This is a genomic window from Saccharothrix sp. S26, from assembly GCF_021390395.1.
Classification (GTDB): Bacteria; Actinomycetota; Actinomycetes; order Mycobacteriales; family Pseudonocardiaceae; genus Actinosynnema.
Map to the genome: position 1 here is coordinate 46,387 of NZ_JAJUWT010000026.1, position 20,309 is coordinate 66,695.

A 20,309-nucleotide genomic window follows, 5' to 3' on the forward strand; every position below is an offset into this window, starting at 1 on the left:
GCGGCGGCCGTGACGTCCGCGCGGGGCGGGCCCGGGTCAGGAGAAGAACACCCAGACGAGGGTGCCCAGGTAGTACCAGACGCTGACCAGCACGCCCAGCAGGATCAGGCCCACCACCACGACCGCGGTGAGCCGGCGCAGGCCGCCCGCGCGGTTGGCCGAGTCCGCGAACTGCCCGACGCCCGCGACCGTGCCCTCGATGGTGAAGCTGGGCGGCTGCTGCTGCATCCGGCCGAGGTGCTCGGCGAACGCCCTGGTCTCGGGGTCGTCGGGGTCGAGGCCGATCAGCTCGTCCTCGATGCCGCCCTGCGGGCGGTCGTCGGGCGCGTCGGCGGCTCTGGCGCTGGCCATGCGGCCCAGCGTATCGGGCATTTCAAGCCGCTGGGCGGCTCAGCTCACCAGGGCGGGTGACGGCCGGACCGCGCCGACGGGACGGCCGTGGCCGAGCACGGGGACGGTGGCGAGCTCCTCCGGTGCGACCACGCCCAGCTTGCGCAGCGCGGCCACCACGACCACCGCCCGAGCCCGGCTGGAGCCGTCCGCGATCTTGCACGCCACGGCCTCGCCGGTCGGCAGGCCGATCGCGTAGACGCCCTCCGCGCCGTCCTTGGCGACTGCGCCGGGGATCGCCCGCATGAGCTTGGTGACGTCGCGGTCCGTGCCGCCGACCCACTCCGGGTGGCGGCTCATCGCCCGCGCGATCCGCTGCTCCGGCCCGTCCTGCGCGCCGGCCAGCGTGCGGAACGCCCTGGCCAGGCCGGTGAGGCTGATGCCGAACAGCGGCGCGCCGCAGCCGTCCACGCCCTCCGCGCCGATGCGCTCGCCGGCGAGCTCTTCGAGGGTGTCGCGGATGGCGAGCTGGAGCGGGTGCGCGGGGTCGAGGTAGTCGCGGGTCGACCAGCCGTTGACCACGCAGGTCGCGAGCATGGCGGCGTGCTTGCCCGAGCAGTTCATGTACCGGGGCGCCTTGGGGCGGCCGGCGGCGAGGTGGGCCTTGAGGGCGTGCTCACCGATCGGCAGGTCGGGGGTGCACTGGAGGGCGTCCTCGGTCAGGCCGTGCGCCGCGAGGATGCGGTGGACGCCGTCGACGTGGAAGTCCTCGCCGGAGTGGCTGGCGCAGGCCAGCGCGAGCAGCTCGTCGGCCAGGTCGAGGCCGTGGCGCAGCATGGCCAGCGCCTGGATCGGCTTGTTGGACGAGCGCGGGTACGTGGTGTCGTGCGGGCGGCCGACGGCGAGCGCTTCGCGGCCCGCGCGGTCCAGGGCGATCACCGAGCCGTGGTGCACGGACTCCAGGAACTCGCCCCGCCACACCTCGGCGACCAGTTCGTGCGCCATTCGTCCCTCCACCGCTGCTCTGTCGACTGTCGACAGTTAACATCGCGGGTGACTTCTCGCGCTAGGAGACGTTCGTGACACCTCCCCTGCACCTGAGCTTGGCCGGCCAGGCCGTGGACGTGCTCCGCGAACTGGTGCTGACCGGCGACATCCCACCCGGGACGCGGGTCAACGAGGTCGAGCTGGCCCAGCGGCTGGGCATCTCGCGCGGGCCGCTGCGCGAGGCGATCCGGCACCTGGCGTCGGAGGGCCTGCTGGTGCTCGCGCCGCACCGGGGCGCTTCGGTGCCGACGTCGGACGCGGCGGACGTGCAGGCGTTGTTCGAGCTGCGCACGGCGCTGGAGTGCGCGGCGGCGGAGCTGGCCGCGTCCCGGCGCACCGAGGCCGACGTGGTGCGGCTGCGCGCGGTGTGCGAGGAGTCGCGCCGGGCCTACTCGGCGGGCGAGCGCTTCCCGTACCGGCTGGACCTCGCGTTCCACCAGGCGTTGCTGGACGCGGCGCGCAGCCCCCGGATCGCCGAGCAGGTGCGGCTGGTGCAGCAGCGGGTCGTGTTGCTGCGCAGCGGCCTGCGCGACGACCCGCCGCACCAGCACGCCTCGCTGGACGACCACGACGCCCTGGTCACCGCCATCGCCGCCGCCGACCCGACCCGTGCCTCGGACGTGATGCGCAAGCACCTGGCCCGCGTCTGCGCCCAGATGCTCACCGGCCTCGCCTGAGCTGCTCTCCTCACGCGCCGTGCCCGTCGTGGTGCGGCAACGCCGCCAGGGCCCGCCGGGCGGTGGCCGTGGCGGGGTGGTCGGGACCGTGGGCGGCTTCCAGGACGGTGACCGCGCGTTCGAGGAACAACCGCGCCCGGTCGAGGAGGTCGCGGCGGCGGAGGACGTCACCGAGTTCGGCCAGGACGGCGCCGACCACGGGGCTGTCCCGGCCGAGGGCGGCCTCGGCGTGCATCAGCGCCGTGGACCGGGCACGGGTCGCGTCCTCCAGGAGACCCGAGGAGACCAAGGTCGTCCCGAGCGCCCGCCGCAGCAGCGCCGTGCGGATGTCGGGCGGTCGGCCGTCGGTGATCGCCAGGGCGCGCGTGGGCACCGAGCGGGCCTGCTCGTGCGCGCCAAGGTCTTGGAGTGCCCTGCCTTGGAGGGTGAGGACGGCGAGCGACTCGTCGTCGTTCCCCGCTCGCGCGAGCGGGGAACGAGCAGGGGCCGTGTCCCGGCCGGCCGGTGGTCGAGGACGAGGCTTTCGGCGTACAGGATCAGGAGCGGCACGAAGCCCGGCGCGCGCAGCTTGTGGCCGAAGCCGGCCAGCGCCCGCAGCTGGTGGCGCCACTCGATCCCGCACTCCGGCACGCCGTGCGGCCGGTGGCGGGACCGGCCGCACGGCGTCGAACGTGCCCGCCGGCGTCGTGATGCGCCGGCGCGTCAGGTCGGATTCGAAGAGCGCCGGTCGTGATCGCATGCACTCACCGTGCCGGCGGGATCGCGCGCAGTCCCCGGGGCGCGCTCCCGAAGCCCCGGTGGGGCCCTACCGCTGTCGGGTCGCCTGGCGGAGCCGGCCGCACGACCCCGCCAGGGGCCCGGTCAGCCGAGCGTGCCGGTCACCTTCGCGTGGCCCTTGAGCAGGTTGCGGGCGATCGTGCGGCGCTGGATCTCGTCGGTGCCCTCGTAGATGCGCAGCAGCCGCAGCTCCCGGTACCAGCGCTCGATCGGCAGCTCACGGGTGTAGCCCATGCCGCCGTGGATCTGCAGCACCCGGTCCACGATCTCGTTGGCCTTGATGCCGCCGTACAGCTTCGCCATCGACTGCGCCTGCCTCGAGTCCGCGCCCTGGTCGACCAGCCACGCGGCGTGCAGCACGAGCCAGCGCAGCGCCTCGATCTCCACCGCCGAGTCCGCGATCATCCACTGGATGGCCTGGTACTCCGCGATCGGCTGACCGAACGTGACGCGGGTCTTGGCCTGCTCGATGGCCATCTCCACCAGCCGCTCGCACGAGCCCAGCGCCCGCGCCGGCAGCAGGTAGCGGCCCTGGCCGATCCACTGCATGGCCAGGTGGAAGCCCTTGCCCACCTCGCCGAGCACGTTCTCCTCGGGCACGCGGACGTTGTCGAACACCAGCGCGGCCGGACCCCACTGGCCCATGGTCGGGATCGGCTCGGACTTCCAGCCCATGTCCCGGTCGACCAGGAAGCACGTGACGCCGCCGTCCGCGCCCTTCTCCCGGTCGGTCACCGCGAACACCATCACGAAGTCCGCTTCGTTGCCCTGCGTGATGAACGTCTTCTCGCCGTTGATCACCCACTCGTTGCCCTCCTTGCGGGCGGACGTGCGGATGGCCTTGGCGTCCGAGCCCGCGCCCGGCTCGGTGATCGCGAAGCACGACACGCGCTCGCCGGAGATCGTGGGCAGCAGGTAGCGCTGCTTCTGCTCCTCGTTGCCGTGGAACAGGATGTTGTCGGCGTACCCGCCGAACCGGAACGGCACGAACGTGCGGCCCAGCTCCGCCTCCAGCAGCGCCGTCATCAGCGCGCCCAGGCCCATGCCGCCGTACTCCTGCGGCGTGAGCACGCCGAAGAAGCCCGCCGCCTTGGCCTTGTCCTGGAGCTCCTTCAGCTCGTCCCGGGTCAGGCCGGGCTGCCCCAGGCGTTCGCGGCGCAGCACCTCCGGCTCCAGCGGCGCCACCTCCTTGCGCACGAAGGTCCGCACCCAGTCGCGGATCTCCTTCTGCTCCTCGTCAAGCGTGAAGTCCATGCCGTCCTCCCTCTACGCGAACGCGTTGACGCCGGTCAGCGCCCGGCCGATGAGCAATTTCTGGATCTGGCTGGTGCCCTCGTAGAGGGTCGTGACGCGGGTGTCCCGCAAGTACTTGCCGACCGGGTACTCGTCGATGTAGCCGTAGCCGCCGAAGACCTGGATGGCGTTGTTCGCCGCGCGCACGGCGGCCTCGCTGGCGTACAGCTTCGCCATGGACGCCTCCGTGCCGAACGGCTCGCCGCGGTCGGCGAGGTCGGCGCACCGCCACGTGAGCAGGCGTGCCGCGTCGGTCTCCACCGCCATGTCGGCCAGCAGCTCCTGCACGAGCTGGAAGCCGGCGATGGGTTTGCCGAACTGCTCGCGCTCCTTGGCGTACCTGACGGCGGCCTCCAGCGCACCGCGCGCCGCACCCACGCACCCGGCGGCCACGGACATCCGGCCGCGGTCGAGGGCGGCCATCGCCAGCTTGAACCCCGCGCCCTCGTCGCCGAGGCGGTGCTCGTCGGGCACCCGGACGCCGTCGAGGGTCAGCTCGGCGGTGGCCTGGCCGCGCATCCCGAGCTTGCCGCGGATCTCGGTGGCGGTGAAGCCGGGGGAGTCGGTCGGCACGAGGAACGCGGTGATCCCCTTCGGTCCAGGACCACCCGTTCGAGCGAAAATCAAGGCGACGTCGGCCCACGTGCCGTTCGTGATGAACACCTTCCGGCCGGTGATCAGCCAGTCGTCACCGTCGCGGACGGCCCTGGTGGCCAGCGACGCGGCGTCGGATCCCGTGCCCGGTTCGGTCAGGCCGAAGCAGCCCAGCTCCCGGCCCGAGCACAGGCCCGGCAGCCACCGCTGCTTCTGCGCCCGCGTACCGTGCTTGGCCAGCGTCTTGGCGACCAGGCCGAGCGAGACCGAGATGATGCCGCGCACCGCCGAGTCGCCGCGCGCGACCTCCTCCAGGACCAGGCAGTACGCCAGGTGGTCGCCACCGGAGCCGCCGTCGGACTCGTCGACGCCCAGGCCCAGGAACCCCACCTCGCCCAGGGCCGGCACCAGGTCGCGGTCGATGGCCTCGTCCCGGTCCCAGCGCGCGGCGTGCGGGACGATCCGCTCCTCGGTGAACCGGTGGGCCAGCTCCTGGAGCTGCCGGTGTTCGTCGGAGATGCGCAGATCCACCGGGGTGACCTCCTAACCGAACGGTGTTAGGTTATCTAACCTAGGCGCGGAATCCACCACAGGCAAGGGGAGCGCACATGCCGAGGAGCCCGATCCTGAGTGCCTCGCGCATCCGGACCGCCGCACTGCACATCATCGACCGGGACGGGCTCGACGGCCTGTCGATGCGCAAACTCGCCGCTGAGCTGGGCGTTCAGGCCGCGTCGCTGTACGGGCACGTGAGCACGAAGGACGACCTGCTGCACGACGTGGCCGCCTGGGTGCTGGAGCAGGTCGACGTCTCCGGGTTCGAGGGCGGCGACTGGCGGCACGGCCTGCGCAGCTGCGCCCGTTCCTACCGGGCGGCGCTGGCCGCGCACCCCAACATCGTGCCGTTCCTGGCGTACGGGCCGGCGCACCGCGAGGCGTCGTTGCGCCGGCTGGACGTGGTGCACGGCGGGCTCGTCGCGGCCGGCTGGTCGCGGCGGGAGGCGACGATGATCGCGGCGGCGCTGATGTACCTGGTGTTCGGGGCGGCGCTGAGCTCGTTCTCCAGCGGGTTCTCCGAGGACCAGACGTTCTACCGGGACCGGTACCCGAACCTCGACAAGGCCCACCTCCTGCCGTCCGTGGCGCGGGAGCTGGACCACGACAGCTTCGAGCTGGCGCTGGAGGCGCTCGTCACGGGGTTGGCCGCGCGGGCGCGCGACTGAGTCGCGGAGGTTCCGCGGCACGGGGTGCGCGGGCCTCTTCGTTGTTACCCTCACCCGTATGGCCCAGGCTGTGGAACTGACCGTCGGCGAGCGCGTGGTGCGGGTGTCCAACCCGGGCAAGGTCTACTTCCCCGAGCGTGGGATCACCAAGATCCAGGTGGTCGAGTACTACCTGGCCGTCGCCGAGCCGCTGCTGCGCGTGCTGCGGGACCGGCCGACGACGTTGAAGCGGTACGTCGACGGGGTGACGGGCGAGGCGTTCTACCAGAAGCGGCTGCCGAAGGGCGCGCCGGAGTGGGTCGAGACCGCGCGGATCAAGTTCCCGTCCGGCCGGCCCGCCGACGAGGTGTGCCCGACCGAACCCGCGGTCCTGGCGTGGGCGGCCAACCTGGGTACGTTCGACTTCCACCCCTGGCCCGTGCGCCGGTCCGACACCGACCGGCCGGACGAGCTGCGCGTCGACCTCGACCCGCAGCCGGGCACCGACTTCCGTGACGCCGTCGAGGTCGCCCTGGTGCTGCGGGACGTGCTGGCCGAACTGGGGTTCACGGGCTACCCGAAGACCTCCGGCGGCCGCGGCGTCCACGTGGCCGTGCGCATCCGGCCGGAGTGGGACTTCGTGGACGTGCGGCACGCCGTGATCGCGCTGGCGCGTGAAGTGGAACGCCGCGTCCCGGACAAGGCCACCACGTCGTGGTGGAAGGAAGAACGCGGCGAGAAGGTCTTCCTGGACTTCAACCAAGCCGCCCGCGACCGCACCATCGCCTCCGCCTGGTCCGTCCGCGGCACCCCGCGCGCCACCGTCTCGACCCCGGTCACCTGGGACCAACTGTCCACTGTGGACCCTGACGACTTCGACGTCCTCACGGTGCCGGGCCACCTGGCCGAGCACGGCGACCCGCACGCGTCCCTGGACGACGAGGCGTTCGGCATCGAGCAACTGCTGGACTGGTACGCCAACGACGACCGGGGCGACCTGCCCTACCCGCCGGACTACCCGAAGATGCCCGGCGAACCACCGCGTGTCCAGCCGTCGCGGAAGCGTAGCTAGAGCTGGGAAAACAGGCCGTTCTCACGTACTGCGGGCTCTGGCATGGCGTTCACTCGCCGGATAACCCATGGCTCTGCCCGAGCTACTTGCCGATCTTGCTGCGTCGTTCCGGCGCGAGCTGCGTGCCGCTGGGAAGGCGGAGTGGACTATCGTCCTGTATGGACAGTCTATCCGGTTCTTCTCCGATTGGTTCACCGAGCAGGGGCGGCGTCCGGACACCGACGCGCTGACGAGGCATGCGATCGTCGGATGGCTTGAGGCACTGCACGACAAGCAGGACCCTCGGACCGTTCTCACCCGGTTCCAAGGGCTCCACCGCTTCGTCCGGTGGGCGGCGACCGAGGGCGAGATGTGGACCGCCGGCTGGCCGAGGAATGCGAGCAGGACCCGGGGCACACCGCGTCCGTGTGGAGCCGAGAGCTGAGCTAGGTCGTCACCGGAGTCATTTCGAAGGCGTTCGGCAGGTGCAGCCAGGCGGTTGACTCGGCGTCCCAACCGGTCAGTACCGCGGTGCCCTGCGATGTCGTGACCGGGACGTGTTGTGCCGTGAGGAGGCCGGGCACGGTCAGGTGCACGGCGTCGAGGTCGTCGGCGGCGCGGGTCCAGCACACCTGTGCGCGTCCGTTCGACGAGCGCGGGTACCGGTTCACCAGTTGCCCGTAGTCGGAGGGCGAGTCGATGGTGAACAGCCGGATGTCTGCCTGGTCGAACGTGACGGTGAACAGCGGTCGGTCCGGACCGGATTCCGCCAGCTCGCCCCACTGCCACATGCTGGTCCCCTCAGGTAGGAAGGACGAGGTCCACAACGCCCCGACTGGTTTGTCGGGGGCTGTGGCACCTGTGGGTCCATCGGTCACCTGGACCGTGCGTGGTGTCGCGTCCGTGGCGTGTCGCGCCTGGGGCGACCGCAGCGAGGTGTCGCCGAGGGAGCCGGTTGCCAGCCGGTGCAGGACGGCGGCGGCGATGTGGTCGAGTTCCGGCGTGGGCCGGGCGGTGAAGTCGCGGCCGGAGTGCTGGAGGGACGCCGCGAAGGTGATGTGCCGGTAGAGGATGTCGTCGGTCAGGTCGTCGAGTCGGGCACCGAGGTCGAGATCGCCGAGGAAGTCGCGCAGGAGCAGGCACAGTTCGACGAACACGGGGCTCCTGGGCTGGTCGACGGAGCGATCGGCCATGAGTGGACCTCGTATTCGCGCAGGGTGACCGGCCTCCTGGACTGTAGTGCCGTCTGGTCCGAGCACTCTCGGTGCCCGGACCAGACTGGTCTACGAGCAGTTGACCTGGATTTCCGGGGTCTTGTGGGTGCGCTCGTGCCGGGCGTCGTTGCCCTCCACCATCAGGAACTCCGCCTTGGCGTAGTAGCGGGCGGAGACGCAGCCCAGAGCTGCCGCTGCGTTGACGTAGGATCCGTTCCCGGAGTTGTTCACAGCCGAATTCTGGGCCACCAGTTTGAAGTAACCGGGGTTGCTGCTCTCGCGGTACAGGTAGGTCTCCACTCCCAGGTACTTCTTCTTGCTGTTGCAGTTGATCACGCCGTTGCTGGTCACGTTGCCGGCCACGTGGCCTGAGTTGTGCGGCCAGTCGAGGTTGAACTTGCAGTCGGAGACATCCTCCAACGGCTGGATTTCCCCGACGTCGAGCAGTTCGGACTCCGGGATCAGGTCGGATGTAGCAGTCGTCACGGCCGGTCGTGCCGAGTCGACGCTGGCCTGCGCAGTAGCGACCGTGGCTCCGGCGAGCATCAGGGACGCGACTGCGCCCAGGGTCACGGCATAGTTGACAAAACGCATTCTTCTCCTCATTGCAAGGCGTGAAAGCGTGGAAATAAATCCAGCTCAACGATCAAAGCATCGAGTTGATAGTTACTGTTACCGCCGATTGACGGTGATCCGACATGCTTGAATCATTCGGATGCTATGTATCTCACTGTGTGTAAGGGGCGATGCTGGTGTCGCGCTGCGGCTCAACGGCCTCGGTGGGCTCGTCAAGGCCGCGCTGTGGGTGTATGGCCGAGCGTGTGCTGCGTGCGACGGCGGCGGCCGGTCAACACCGACGTGCCCCCCAAGCGGGGCTCGACGCGGCGGCACAGAAGCTGGCGTAGCGCTCCATGTCGTCCGCCCGAGCCTGCCCGGCTGCCCGCCGCAGGGGATCCGCGGTGACCCGCCCCGCATTCCGCGGCCTGCCCCATCGCCCCCGTGGTGCGCGTGCCTGAGCGCTGCGGCGCGTGCAAGCGCATCGTGATAGGCCGGGGATCGAGTGCACGCGGATCGCCGCCGGAAGCCCCGAGGGTTCGGAGGCGTCAGGTGATGGACGGTGACAGGGAGTTCACCGACCGCGAGAAGGCCGACTACGAACCCGGCCCGTGTTAGAAGGGGCACGAGCGTCGAAAGAGGGACGTCGTCTGGACGGAGGGTCCGCCGGACTGCAAGCGGGCACACCGCGCGTGGCTGATCGAGCGAGTGGACTGTCCGGTGTCGCAGTCGGCCACCGGTCGAGGAGGGCGACGAGTGGCGCGACGAGATCGAATGACCCGCTACGTGGATGGCCTGCGACTCCTCGTGCCCTGTGGTGCGCGAGTGATGGGGCGTATGGCGTGCCGTTTAGTGCGCAGGTAACGGGTCTTTCGATCTTCGCGATGTGCGGGGTGCGCCAGCTCGCGATGTGCTGAACGCGAGTTGATCAAGGGGTGTGAGCGCATGAACGCGGCCGCCTCGGTGGCGACCCACAGCAGCACCGGGCCGACCGCGTGCAGCGCCACCCGACACGTCGCCCTTCAGGGCGCTGGGCGCGATGTTCAGGCCCAGGAACACCAGGCCGGTGACGGCACGCAGCGTGACGCCTCACCCGGTGGAGCGGCCGTGCTGGGCCAGCACCCGGTCACCGACCAGCGCCAGCACCAGGGCCGCGTCCACGGCCGGCGGCAGCATCCACGCGGAGAAGGCGGGGATGCCCTGCGAGATCAGCGACGGCGTCACCGTGAACACGCCATAGACCATGACGACGCCCGCGATCACCCACGTGGCCCCGGCGATCGCCTTGCCCGTGCGCTCCAGGCGCGGTGCGTCCGTGTTCACCGGCCACCGCCGATCCGGGCGGCCAGCTCGGCGGCCCTGGTGAGCAGCGCGGCCAGCTCGGCGGCGCGCTGGGAGGACATGAGACCGGGTTCGTGGCCGGTGCCGGGGCCGCCGGGCAGCCGCTCGACCCGGCCCACCTCGGCCACGTGCGCCAGGCGCTCGCCGTCCTTGACCGTGGCCGACGCCCACTCTGGGGTGTCGGGGCGCTTGGCGGGAGGGGTGAGGTGCGCTGCGCGCTTCGGCTCGCTCACCGGGCACCTCCATTGCGGGCCGGCGCGCAGCGCGGGCACGGCGTCGACCGCGTGCGGTCCTTGTCCAGTCACAGCACACGGGCACTGATCGGGTCGCCGGGCCGGGCGTCGCAACCGCCGCGCTCCGCCGGGACCGCCGAGCGCCCCGCCGGGGGCGCGCTCGGCGCGAAACGGTTCTTTGAACGGTTGAAGGACGGTTCGGAGGCAGACACTGCCCCCGTGGCGTCGCTGTATGCCCCCCGCGAGGCTGCGTTTGCCCCTCGTGCTGGTCAGCGGGCGGCAGTGTCTGCCTCTCGCGGCCGGGGTTGTCCACAGCCTCGACCCGCTCTACTGCAAGGTCGTAGCCGTTGGGCCGCCGGTGGGTGCGCTTGATGTACGCGGCGACAATGTCCGGGTCGCTGGGGCGGATCAGTTCCAGCTCCTCCAGCGCCCGCAGCGCGTACTGAACCGACCGCTCCGGCAGCCTCGTGCAGCGGACGAGGGTGGAGACGGCGGGGAAAGCGTTGCGGCCGAACGGATCGGCGTGGTTCCGCCAAGCCCAACAGGACGACGGCCGGCGATGAGGCGTCGCGACGGTCGCGGGGGATCGGGGCGCGGTTCAGCGCCCACGTGGTGGCTTCGAGGCTCATGCGCCCACCGCCGAGCGGTGTGCGTGCCGTGCGTCGAACCTGGTTGACGTGATGGAAAGATCCGTCACGGGTCTCGTCCTCCTGCGCGAGGTCGAGATCAAGGTCCGTCGTGGTGTCCTACCACCTCGGCGGGTCGCCTGATCTCACCGGACAACCTGGCGCAGTACGTTTCGAGACGACCTGGGTTTTCCCTGCTCAGCGCAGCGCTCTCGCGTCGGGCACCCCGAAGATGCCCGGCGAACCACCGCGCGCCCAGCCGTCGCGGAAGCGGACTTGGGGTTCTACTTCGACAGCTCGGCCCACCACGCGGCGACGGTGTGGTGCATGCGATACATCATTTCGGCTTTGCCGCCCGTGGGTGGGGTGGCGCCCTGCCAGTTCTCGATCGGCCAGCGCTTCTCGCCGAACAGGTCGGCGGCGACCCGGCTCATGCGGGCGTGCTCGTTGCGTTGTTGCTGCTCGGGGAGGCCGGAGCGGGCGATCAGGGCGGTGAAGGTCACGGGCTGGTCGGGGTGTTCGCTCGTGATCTCGAACAGGGCGCGCACGCCTTTGAGGTGGCGCACGTTCTCCCACAGGGCCGCCAGCATCTCGGGCGTCCACCGGCCCTGTCTGCCGAGGTGGACCGCGTCGACCGACTGATCCAGGTCGGTCAGCAGGTCGTGCAGGCGGGTGCGGATCCGCTCCACGTCCTCAAGGGCGGCGGTGACGGAGGTGCGCAGGGCTTCGATGTCCATATCCATCCTTCTCGTAGACGAGACACATGTATATCAGTCGTCCACGAGAGCTGTACACCCCAGGTTCACCCGGCGGTGGTCTCGTGTGGCCATTGGCCCACGGGCAGGGTTGGTGGCATGACAGTTCGACGCCTTGAGGTGCTGTTGCCCGCCGACGTGCCGGCTCGTGACTACGCGGCCGTCGCCCACGCCATCTGGGCGGTGCTGGACGCGGCCGGCTTGGACGCGGACGGGGCGGTCCGGACCGACGACGAGGCCGTCGGGGGCGAGGCGGGAGGGCAGGGCCTGCGCGACTGACGACCGCTTCGGCCGACCGGCTGTTTCCGACAGCGGTTCAGCCGCGATCCGACTCGTCCTCTCGTACCATGGAGGCCAACGCCGAAGAGAGGGAGGCAAGCCGATGAACGAGGCGTACGTGGTGCGGTTCGTCGGCGGGCCGTTGGACGGTCGGGTCGACTCGCACGCCAAGCCGCCGGAGTTCCCGAGGCAGACCGTCACCCACGTCCACCTGCACGGTGGCCCCAAGATCGTGCACCACTACGACCTCCAGTACGCCGTGGAATACGGCTGCGAGTACCACCTCCGCGTCGAGGACTAGCACCGGCTCTTGACGGGGTTCAGCAGCGGTCGCCCGTAGACACACGCCTCATCTGCGGTTTACCGTTTGCGTGAGAGCGCTCTCACAGAGTTGTGAGTCCCTGCTGGAGGTCCCTGTGCGTTCAATCCGCCCCCACCTGGCGGCCTTCGCGGCCGCTGTGGCCGCGGCTGCCGCGATCCCGCTCGCCCTGCCCGGGACGGCCGACGCCGTCACGGTCGGCGCGGGCAGCTACGCCACCACCCGCCCGGCCGGCGCGGTCGGCCCGTCCGACGCCAACGGCTCACCCCTGACGCCCAAGGTCACCGCCCGGATGGCGGGTCGGCCCGTCCCGACCAACGACTGGTGGTCGTCGCTGGCCTTCCAGCGCTACCCCGGCAACCCCTACTCCGAGAACATGTACGCCCACCCGCTGACGTTCCACGCGGCGGCGCAGGGCCTGGGCGTCGGCTACCCGACCAGCCCGAACATCACCCCGGACGGCCGGTTCTACGAGTTCATGCACCAGGACGACCTGTTCGTCGGCGTGAGCGGCCTCAACGCGCCGCGCACCCAGGTCGACGGCTGGTCCGACTGGACCGTCTCTCCACTGTGGACCGACGGGACGCGCACCCTGCGCACCACCATCGGCCACGGCTCGCCGTACGTGTACGCCGAGGCCAGCGGCGGCACCGCGCGGGTCGGCTTCAACGGCGCCACCACCATCTGGAGCAACACCGGCACCACCCTCGGCGTCACGATCAACGGCCGCGACTACGCGCTGTTCTCGCCGAGCAACTGGACCGTCGTCGGCACCGCCGAGGCCACCTCGTCGGCCGCGTTCTTCTCCGTGGCGGTGCTGCCGAGCCGCGACGCGCTCTCGCTGTTCGGGCGCTACGCGTTCTCCTTCGTCACCGACACGAAGGTCAACTGGTCGTACAACTCGGCGAACGCCCAGCTCACGGCCACCTACACGGCCACGACCGCAGCACGGCAGGGCACCCAGACCGGCACCTTGCAAGCCCTCTACCGCCACCAGTGGCTCAACTCCACCGACACCGTCACCGCCTACCGCTACACCTCGCCGCGCGGTGAGATGAGGGTGCGCGAGGGCGCGTCGTTCACCACCCGCAGCACGTTCAACGGGGTCCTGCCCGCGCTGCCGCTGTCCTCCGCGGCCGACCAGAACCGCCTGCGCAACGAGATCGACCAGGAGCTCAACGCGGCCGACCCGTGGAAGGGCGCGGGCGACACCTACTGGACCGGCAAGGCGTTGTGGCGCCTGGCGGCGCTGGCCCGCGTGGCCAACCAGATCGGCTACACGGCGGGCCGCGACCGGCTGCTGGGCCTGGTCCGCGACCGGCTCACCGACTGGCTCACCGCGACGCCCGGCGAGACCGGCAACCACTTCGCCTACGACGCCACGTGGGGCACGCTGATCGGCTACAAGGCGTCCTACGGCACCGACGCCGAGCTGAACGACCACCACTTCCACTACGGCTACTACGTGCTGGCCGCCGCGATCCTGGCGCAGCACGACCCGACGTGGGCGTCCGACTCCCGCTACGGCGGCATGGTCAAGCTGCTGGTCAAGGACGCCAACAACTACGACCGCGGCGAGACGCGCTTCCCGTTCCTGCGCAACTTCGACGCCTACGCGGGCCACGGCTGGGCGTCCGGCCACGCCGGTTTCGCGCACGGCAACAACGAGGAGTCCTCGTCCGAGGCGATGATGTTCGCCACCGCCGCGGTGCTGTTCGGCCAGGCCACCGGCGACACCGCGTTGCGCGACGCGGGCATCTACCTGCACACCACGCAGGAGAGCACGATCGCCCAGTACTGGTTCGACAAGGACGACGTGGTGTTCCCGGCGGCGTTCCAGCACGGCACCGTCGGCATGGTGTGGGGCGCGGGCGCGAGCTACAGCACGTGGTGGACGGCGAACCCGGAGGAGATCCACGGCATCAACATGCTGCCGATCACCGGCGGCTCCCTCTACCACGCCGACTACAAGGCCGACATCCTGCAGAACATCGCCGAGCTGCGCGCCAACAACGGCGGCACCGAGGTCGAGTGGAAGGACGTCATCACCCAGTTCCTGGCGATCGCCGACCCGGCGCAGGCGCTGGCCAACTACGGGTCCGGCCTCACCCCCGAGGACGGCGACTCGCGGGCGCACGCCTACCACTGGATCACGTCGCTGAACACCTACGGCACGCCCGACACGTCCGTCACCGCGAACGTGCCGACGCACGCCGTGCTGAGCAAGAACGGCGCGCGCACGTACGTGGCCTACAACCCGGGCACGACGACGGCCACGGTGACGTTCTCCGACGGGCAGACGCTGTCCGTGCCGGCGTCGTCCACCGCGTGGCGCGGGCCGACGGGCAGCGGCGTGGACTCCGGGTCCGGCGGCGTGAACCCGACTACTACGACGACCACCACTACTACTACGACGACTACGACCACCACGACGACGACCGCTCCGCCGGTCAGCCGTGACGCGTTCGCCACGATCGAGGCCGAGTCCTACGACCAGCAGCAAGGCGTGTTCAAGGAGACGACCACCGACACCGGCGGCGGCCAGAACATCGCCGGCATCGCCAACGGCGAGTGGGTCCTCTTCCGCGGCGTCGACTTCGGCTCCCGCACCGGCAGGCAGTTCACCGCCCGGGTCGCGAGCGGCGCGGCGGGCGGTGTCAGCGGCCTGGTAGAGGTCCGCGTCGGCAGCCCCACGGCCACGCCGCTGGGCAGCTTCGCCATCGCCAACACCGGCGGCTGGCAGAGCTGGCGCACCGTGCCCGCCAACATCACCGGCCTGACCGGCAAGCAGGACGTCTACGTCACCTTCACCAGCGGCCAGCCGGCCGACTTCGTCAACGTCAACTGGATCACGTTCGGCTCCTAGACCTGCCGCCGCATCCCGCTCCACACCGAGGGAGATCGGATGAACGCGAGAATGAGAGGTGCCATCGGCGCCGCGTCCGTCGCGCTGGCACTGGCCCTGATCGGGTCGGTGGTCGCCTACCAGCCGGCGGGCGCGGGCCCCGCGAAGACCCACACCGTCGACCACGCCGCCCACCCGGGCGCACCGGACGCAGGCCAAGCCGCCGCCATCGAGCGGCAGGCCGGCATCCAGGCCGCGTCGGAGTTCCGCGCGAACTGCCGCGCGAGCCACCGGTCCGGCAACGACCCGATCCTCTACCCCAACCAGACCGGCGTGTCGCACGTGCACGAGTTCTTCGGCAACCGGTCGACCAACGCGTCGTCCACGTACACGTCGCTCAAGGCGGCGGGCACCACGTGCGACCCGGTGGTCGACCTGTCCGCCTACTGGGTGCCCACCCTGTACAAGAACGGGCAGCCGGTCGCGCCGGAGAGCGTCACCGTGTACTACCAGGGCATCCACGACATGCAACGCGCCGTCCCGTACCCGCCGAACCTGCGGTACGTCGTCGGCAACGCCCGGGCGACCAGCCCCGACCAGAACCCGTCCGCGCGGTGGTCGTGCACCACGCAGTCGCCGTCCAGCCGGGACTTCATGAACTGCCCGGCGGGCACCAAGCTGGAGACCTACCTCGACTTCCCGACCTGCTGGAACGGCCGGGACACCGACAGCGCCAACCACAAGGACCACATCGTGTTCTGGGCGGGCTCGTGCCCGTCCACGCACCCCGTGGTCCTGCCCAGGCTGGAGTTCCTGATCACCTACCCCGTCAACGGCGGCGGGCTGTCGCTGGGTGGCACGGTGAACGGGGTGAACGTGACCAACGCGCCGGGGTACACCTTCCACGGTGACTTCATCAACGCGTGGGACCAGCCGGAACTGGAACGGCGGGTGCGGGACTGCGTGAACGCGGGCCGCATCTGCGGCACCAACGGCAACCCGATCTAGGGCTGCGCGGGCGGCGGGGGATCACTCCCCGCCGCCCGTCCACTTCGGACCGGTGCACGACCGGGTTCCCGGGTGGCAGGATCTGCGGGATGGAGCCCAGGGGCCGCCTGCCGGTCACCCTCGCGGTACTGGTCGTGGTGGCGGTCGCCGTGTCGGCCATCCGGCCCAAGAGCTACGGCACGTGGCTGCTGGAGGTCGCGCCGATCCTGATCGCGCTGCCGCTGCTGGCGTGGACCCGCCGCCGGTTCCCGCTGACCCGGCTCGCGTACTGGCTGATCTTCGGCCACGCCCTGGTGCTCGCGCTCGGCGGCCACTACACCTACGCCGAGGTGCCGTTCGGCGACCTGTGGACCGACCGGAACCACTACGACCGGTTCGCCCACTTCGTGCAGGGCTTCGTGCCCGCGGTGCTGGTGCGGGAAGTCTTGTTGCGGCGGACACCGCTGCGGCCGGGGCGGTGGACGTTCTTCCTCGTGTCGGCCACGTGCCTGGCGATCAGCGCCGGCTACGAGTTCGTGGAGTGGGCGGGCGCGGTGGTCGGCGGCGAGTCGGCGACGGACTTCCTCGGCACGCAAGGCGACGTCTGGGACACGCACTGGGACATGCTGCTCGCGCTGGTGGGTTCGGTGGTCGCGCAGTGGGCGCTCGGGCAGGCGCACGACCGGCAGCTCGCGGAATTGTCGGTGCCGTAGGGCAAGCTGCACCCGACGGATCTTGTGCAAGTCGTGGAGGTAGGTAGGCGATGGCGAAGGCGAAGCAGAGCTCGTTGTCCCCGCAGGACATCGACCACCTGCGCGCGGAGTTGGCCGCGGGCCGCCCGCCCGCGGTCTGGTTCACCTCCGCCGCGGTGGGGGTGGAGGCCGGGCGGTCGGGGAAGGTGATGGCGTTCAGCGAGCCGGCGGAGGGTGACTTCATCCAGGTGCGGCCGACGGGGGAGAAGGACGACCTGTCGTTCTCGCCGGGCGAGCTGACCCTGGAGAAGCCCGCTCCGCGCAAACGGACGCCCGCGGCCGCTCCGGCGGCCAAGCCGGAGGCCCCGGCTCCCGTGGAGCACATCTACACGCCGGCCCCTGCGCCCGCGCCCCCGAAGCCGAAGCCCGCGCCGGCGCCGGCCGCACCCGCGGAACGCCGACCTGCCGCGCGCAAGCAGGCGAAGCCGGCGGAGGTGACCGTGACGCTGACGTCGACCGCGGACGGCGAGTGGACGGTCGACGTGCAGTGGGGGGCGAAGCGGACGCTGAAGGCCGCGCCGGTGCCCGCTTCGGCGGTGTCCCAAGCCGCCAAACTGCTGCCCGCGGAGGTCGACGAGGCGGTCGAGAGCGTCCTCAGCGCCGCCCGCGAACGCCACCTCGCCCGGGTGGAGCAACTGCGCGCGGAGCTGGAGGCGGCGCAGCGGGCGTTGGACGAGCTGACCGGCTGACCTGGCAAGAACACGTATTGCAACGAGTTGATGATTGCCGTTCCGCGATCGGGTGAGGGTACTTCCCCTGGCCGGCGGTAGGGGCGGACCGTGGGGTCGAAATACCTTCGGTCGCACGAAGTCCCTCGACGCCGCGGAGGCACAAGATGGTTGTTGAGATCACGACGGTCGAGCAGGCCCAACTCGGCAGCTGCGGCTGCTGCACCGGCTGCACGGGCCCGGGCTGCGGGTGTTGCTCGAGCTGCTAGCCGACCGCTCCACCTGACAACACCACACCGGCCCCGGCCGCCCCAGCGCGCCGGGGCCCGGAACCCACCACCCGGGCCCCAAAACACCGCCCCGAGCCGGGTTCCCACCCCACCTCACCTTCGCAATCCACCCGTTCGCGACACCGGCCCAGGCCACACAACAACTCGCCGCCCGATGCCGGCACCCACCGAGGGCCGCCAAGTGCACGCACACACGCAGACACGCGCGCGCATGCACACACCCCATCGCCGCTGCGGCCACTCATCCGCACCAATCCCCGCCACCGGACCGGCCCCACACCGTGCGCGTTGGCGCGCAAAGTCTTCGACCCCTGCTGGCACCCTCCGCTCTCTCGCGGCTCGGCCGAGCGCCGTGTCCCGGCCGCCAAGCGGCTTGGCGGCCGGACGATTCGCCGTAGCGGCCGGACGATTCGGCGTAGCGGCTTTGGCTCGCCTCTTCGCTCGGCGTAACGGCTCTGGCCCGCATCCTGGCTCGGCGCGGTGGCTTGGCGCAGCGGCTGGGTGTGGCGGTCGGGCTTGGTGGCTGGGTGCGGCGGTCGGGTGTGGCGTTTCGCTCGGCGGCTGGGTGCGGCGGTCGGGTGTGCCGGTTGGATCGGTGGCTGGATCGGTGGCTGGGCGTGGTGGCTCGGGCCCGCGGCGCAAGCCGGCCGATCTGGTGCCGCGTTCGCCTTGTGCGCCATGGCATTCCAGTGGGCTGGCCCGCATCCCGTTGGTCCGCGATCCCGGCCACCGGCTCACCTGTGGTCGATCGTGGTTGTGGTCGGTTGCGGTTGGCGGTCGGCGGTGGTTGCGGGGGGCTGCTCGTTTTAACCGAGTGGCCGTAACAGTGTTTCCGTACATTGTCGGGGCATGATCACCCGATCGTGTTCGAGGTTCGGCGGGCAGAGGTGGGCTGACCTGCGTGAACGGCGAACAGCGGTCACGGGGGGCAGACGGTGCCGCTGGACGGGACCTTGGCGTTCACCAAGAACTCCTCCGCCGCCTTCGTCGCGCACGCCGACTGGCCGAGAGCGCCGTGACCGCCCCCCTGCCACCCCACCACGACCCCGGCCGGCAGGACCTGGGCGGCACGTTCGCTGCCCTCCCGCGGCGTCACGGGGTCGGTGGCCGTGGTCAGGACGAGGATCGGGGGTGCGCCCACCAGCCTCGGCACCTTGACCTGCTGCGGCACGGGGAAGGGGCCGCAGGACAGCAGCTCGCGGGCGAAGTGGGCGCCGAACAGCGGTTGCTTGGTCCGCCAGTCCGCGGTCAGGCCGGCCACTCGTTCGGGTGGAACGCGGGTCGTCGTGTCGTTGCAGCCCGTGATGATCCTGGCGTCGATGCGCGGCGGGTCGTCGTCCTGCTCCAGCAGCAACGGCCCGACGAACGCGCTCAGCTTGGACCCGTCCCCGCCTTCCGCCGCCACGATCGCCTCCGCCAGCGCACCCCACCGCGACCGGTCCGCCAGGCCGGCCAGCACCGCCTGCGTGGCGGTCCCCGGCGTGAGGTCGAAGTCACCGCCCCGCAACGGCCGGTCGCGCAACGACTCCAGCAACGCCTTGAACCGATCCGTCGCACCGGCACCCAACGGGCACCCGCGGATCACGCAGTCCTTCTGGAACGCCGAGAACGTCTCCTCCGCCGCCACCGCCCGCGTCTGCGCCACCACCGTCGCGTCCAGCGTCGGGTCCGGCGCGCCGTCGAACACCATCCGCCCGATCCGGTCCGGGAACCGCGACGCGTACAGCGTCAGCACCCGCGACCCCTCGCCGTAGCCGATCGCGTTCAGGTGCGGCACGTGCAGCGCCTCGCGCAACTGCTCCAGGTCCGCCGACGCCCGCCACGAGTCCACCGCGGGCAGCCGGTTCTCCATGTCGAGCACGCACTCGCGGCTCGCCAGCGCGTACGCGTCGACCAGATCCTCGTGCGACTCCGCGCCCGGATCGGCCTCCACGATCCCCTGGCGCGCCGCGTCCGGCACGCACTGCACCGGGTCCGACCCACCGGTGCCCCGCCGGTCCACCCCGATCACGGTGAACGCGCTCAGCACCGAGGCGGGCAGGCTCGCCGCCAGCCGCGCCGCCTTCACCGTCCCCGGCTCGCCACCGGCCTCGCCGACCACCACCAGCGGGCTGCCGCCGGTGCCGACGCGCAGCAGCGACATGCCCAGGCTGCCCCGCCCGGGACGGCTCGGCATGTCCAGCCGCACGGTGAGCCGCGCGCACTCGTACTCCCACGTGCCCGCCGGGGCCGAGTCACCCATCCGCGCCCGCGTCGCGTCCGTGCACGGCGACCAGGCCAGCCCCGGGGCCTCGTAGTTCTCCAGCGGCGGGATCTCGCGCGGGCCGGGCGGGACGGCGGCGGTCGAGGGTTCGTCACCGTCACCGTGCACGGCGATCACCGGCCGGGTCGACGGACCCGCGCTGCACGCGGCCAGCGCGCTCAGGGCCACCAGCATCCAAGTGGCGTGACGCCGACGCGGCACAGCGGTCCCC

At 71.1% G+C, this 20,309-nt stretch carries 21 protein-coding genes; 10 read left to right on the plus strand and 11 right to left on the minus strand.

Going from position 1 to position 20,309, the window contains the following annotated elements:
• Positions 1 to 36: 36 nt before the first annotated feature.
• Entirely contained in the window at positions 37 to 351 is a 315-nt protein-coding gene (locus LZG04_RS34380; protein WP_233825073.1) for a hypothetical protein, read from the minus strand.
• 39 nt (positions 352 to 390) lie between these two features.
• On the minus strand, positions 391 to 1,335 hold the full coding sequence (locus LZG04_RS34385; protein WP_233825075.1) for an asparaginase: 945 nt from the start codon (positions 1,333 to 1,335) through the stop codon (positions 391 to 393).
• A gap of 74 nt (positions 1,336 to 1,409) precedes the next feature.
• Between LZG04_RS34385 and LZG04_RS34390 the strand changes: the two genes are divergently transcribed.
• Positions 1,410 to 2,054 carry a GntR family transcriptional regulator gene (locus tag LZG04_RS34390; protein ID WP_233825077.1) on the plus strand — a complete coding sequence of 215 codons (645 nt, stop codon included), beginning with the start codon at positions 1,410 to 1,412 and terminating at the stop codon, positions 2,052 to 2,054.
• A gap of 10 nt (positions 2,055 to 2,064) precedes the next feature.
• On the opposite strand, the gene LZG04_RS34395 is transcribed toward LZG04_RS34390, so the two are convergent.
• The 3 genes from LZG04_RS34395 to LZG04_RS34405 form a co-directional block, all read right to left on the minus strand.
• Complete coding sequence (locus tag LZG04_RS34395; RefSeq protein WP_233825079.1) at positions 2,065 to 2,793, minus strand: tetratricopeptide repeat protein; 729 nt, start codon at positions 2,791 to 2,793, stop codon at positions 2,065 to 2,067.
• A 122-nt stretch (positions 2,794 to 2,915) separates the two neighbouring features.
• Entirely contained in the window at positions 2,916 to 4,085 is a 1,170-nt protein-coding gene (locus tag LZG04_RS34400; protein ID WP_233825081.1) for an acyl-CoA dehydrogenase family protein, read from the minus strand.
• A gap of 12 nt (positions 4,086 to 4,097) precedes the next feature.
• Positions 4,098 to 5,249, minus strand: coding sequence for an acyl-CoA dehydrogenase family protein (locus LZG04_RS34405; protein ID WP_233825083.1), 1,152 nt, complete (start codon positions 5,247 to 5,249; stop codon positions 4,098 to 4,100).
• A 77-nt stretch (positions 5,250 to 5,326) separates the two neighbouring features.
• Here LZG04_RS34405 and LZG04_RS34410 point away from each other — a divergent pair, with 77 nt between their 5' ends.
• The 3 genes from LZG04_RS34410 to LZG04_RS43185 all read left to right on the plus strand — a co-directional run bounded on the left by LZG04_RS34410 (position 5,327) and on the right by LZG04_RS43185 (position 7,416).
• Complete coding sequence (locus LZG04_RS34410) at positions 5,327 to 5,941, plus strand: TetR/AcrR family transcriptional regulator (protein WP_233825085.1); 615 nt, start codon at positions 5,327 to 5,329, stop codon at positions 5,939 to 5,941.
• A 58-nt stretch (positions 5,942 to 5,999) separates the two neighbouring features.
• Positions 6,000 to 6,992 carry a non-homologous end-joining DNA ligase gene (gene ligD / locus LZG04_RS34415; protein WP_233825087.1) on the plus strand — a complete coding sequence of 331 codons (993 nt, stop codon included), beginning with the start codon at positions 6,000 to 6,002 and terminating at the stop codon, positions 6,990 to 6,992.
• 67 nt (positions 6,993 to 7,059) lie between these two features.
• Positions 7,060 to 7,416 carry a site-specific integrase gene (locus LZG04_RS43185; protein ID WP_374202950.1) on the plus strand — a complete coding sequence of 119 codons (357 nt, stop codon included), beginning with the start codon at positions 7,060 to 7,062 and terminating at the stop codon, positions 7,414 to 7,416.
• Between the two features lies 1 nt (position 7,417).
• On the opposite strand, the gene LZG04_RS34420 is transcribed toward LZG04_RS43185, so the two are convergent.
• From LZG04_RS34420 to LZG04_RS34440, 5 genes are all read right to left on the minus strand, one after another.
• Positions 7,418 to 8,164: a hypothetical protein gene (locus tag LZG04_RS34420; RefSeq protein WP_233825089.1), complete on the minus strand. Its 747-nt coding sequence runs from the start codon at positions 8,162 to 8,164 to the stop codon at positions 7,418 to 7,420.
• A 90-nt stretch (positions 8,165 to 8,254) separates the two neighbouring features.
• A complete protein-coding gene (locus LZG04_RS34425) occupies positions 8,255 to 8,779 on the minus strand; it encodes a hypothetical protein (RefSeq protein WP_233825091.1) in 525 nt (174 codons plus the stop codon).
• A 1,050-nt stretch (positions 8,780 to 9,829) separates the two neighbouring features.
• Positions 9,830 to 10,063: a hypothetical protein gene (locus LZG04_RS34430; protein WP_233825093.1), complete on the minus strand. Its 234-nt coding sequence runs from the start codon at positions 10,061 to 10,063 to the stop codon at positions 9,830 to 9,832.
• A complete protein-coding gene (locus tag LZG04_RS34435) occupies positions 10,060 to 10,314 on the minus strand; it encodes a hypothetical protein (protein ID WP_233825096.1) in 255 nt (84 codons plus the stop codon). Before LZG04_RS34435 ends, LZG04_RS34430 begins: the two co-directional genes overlap by 4 nt.
• Before the next feature lie 910 nt (positions 10,315 to 11,224).
• Entirely contained in the window at positions 11,225 to 11,677 is a 453-nt protein-coding gene (locus tag LZG04_RS34440) for a hypothetical protein (RefSeq protein ID WP_233825098.1), read from the minus strand.
• 117 nt (positions 11,678 to 11,794) lie between these two features.
• Between LZG04_RS34440 and LZG04_RS34445 the strand changes: the two genes are divergently transcribed.
• The 6 genes from LZG04_RS34445 (at position 11,795) to LZG04_RS34470 (ending at position 17,566) form a co-directional block, all read left to right on the plus strand.
• Entirely contained in the window at positions 11,795 to 11,974 is a 180-nt protein-coding gene (locus tag LZG04_RS34445) for a hypothetical protein (RefSeq protein ID WP_233825100.1), read from the plus strand.
• A gap of 103 nt (positions 11,975 to 12,077) precedes the next feature.
• Positions 12,078 to 12,275, plus strand: coding sequence for a hypothetical protein (locus LZG04_RS34450; protein ID WP_233825102.1), 198 nt, complete (start codon positions 12,078 to 12,080; stop codon positions 12,273 to 12,275).
• A gap of 115 nt (positions 12,276 to 12,390) precedes the next feature.
• A complete protein-coding gene (locus LZG04_RS34455; RefSeq protein WP_233825104.1) occupies positions 12,391 to 15,159 on the plus strand; it encodes a glycosyl hydrolase in 2,769 nt (922 codons plus the stop codon).
• Positions 15,160 to 15,210: 51 nt separating this feature from the next.
• Positions 15,211 to 16,146: a DUF1996 domain-containing protein gene (locus tag LZG04_RS34460; RefSeq protein WP_233825106.1), complete on the plus strand. Its 936-nt coding sequence runs from the start codon at positions 15,211 to 15,213 to the stop codon at positions 16,144 to 16,146.
• A gap of 89 nt (positions 16,147 to 16,235) precedes the next feature.
• Entirely contained in the window at positions 16,236 to 16,838 is a 603-nt protein-coding gene (locus tag LZG04_RS34465) for a DUF2238 domain-containing protein (protein WP_233825109.1), read from the plus strand.
• A 50-nt stretch (positions 16,839 to 16,888) separates the two neighbouring features.
• Positions 16,889 to 17,566, plus strand: coding sequence for a DUF6319 family protein (locus tag LZG04_RS34470; protein ID WP_233825111.1), 678 nt, complete (start codon positions 16,889 to 16,891; stop codon positions 17,564 to 17,566).
• A gap of 1,188 nt (positions 17,567 to 18,754) precedes the next feature.
• Here the strand turns inward: LZG04_RS34470 and LZG04_RS34475 are convergent.
• Positions 18,755 to 20,272 carry an alpha/beta fold hydrolase gene (locus LZG04_RS34475; RefSeq protein ID WP_233825113.1) on the minus strand — a complete coding sequence of 506 codons (1,518 nt, stop codon included), beginning with the start codon at positions 20,270 to 20,272 and terminating at the stop codon, positions 18,755 to 18,757.
• Positions 20,273 to 20,309 lie beyond the last annotated feature (37 nt).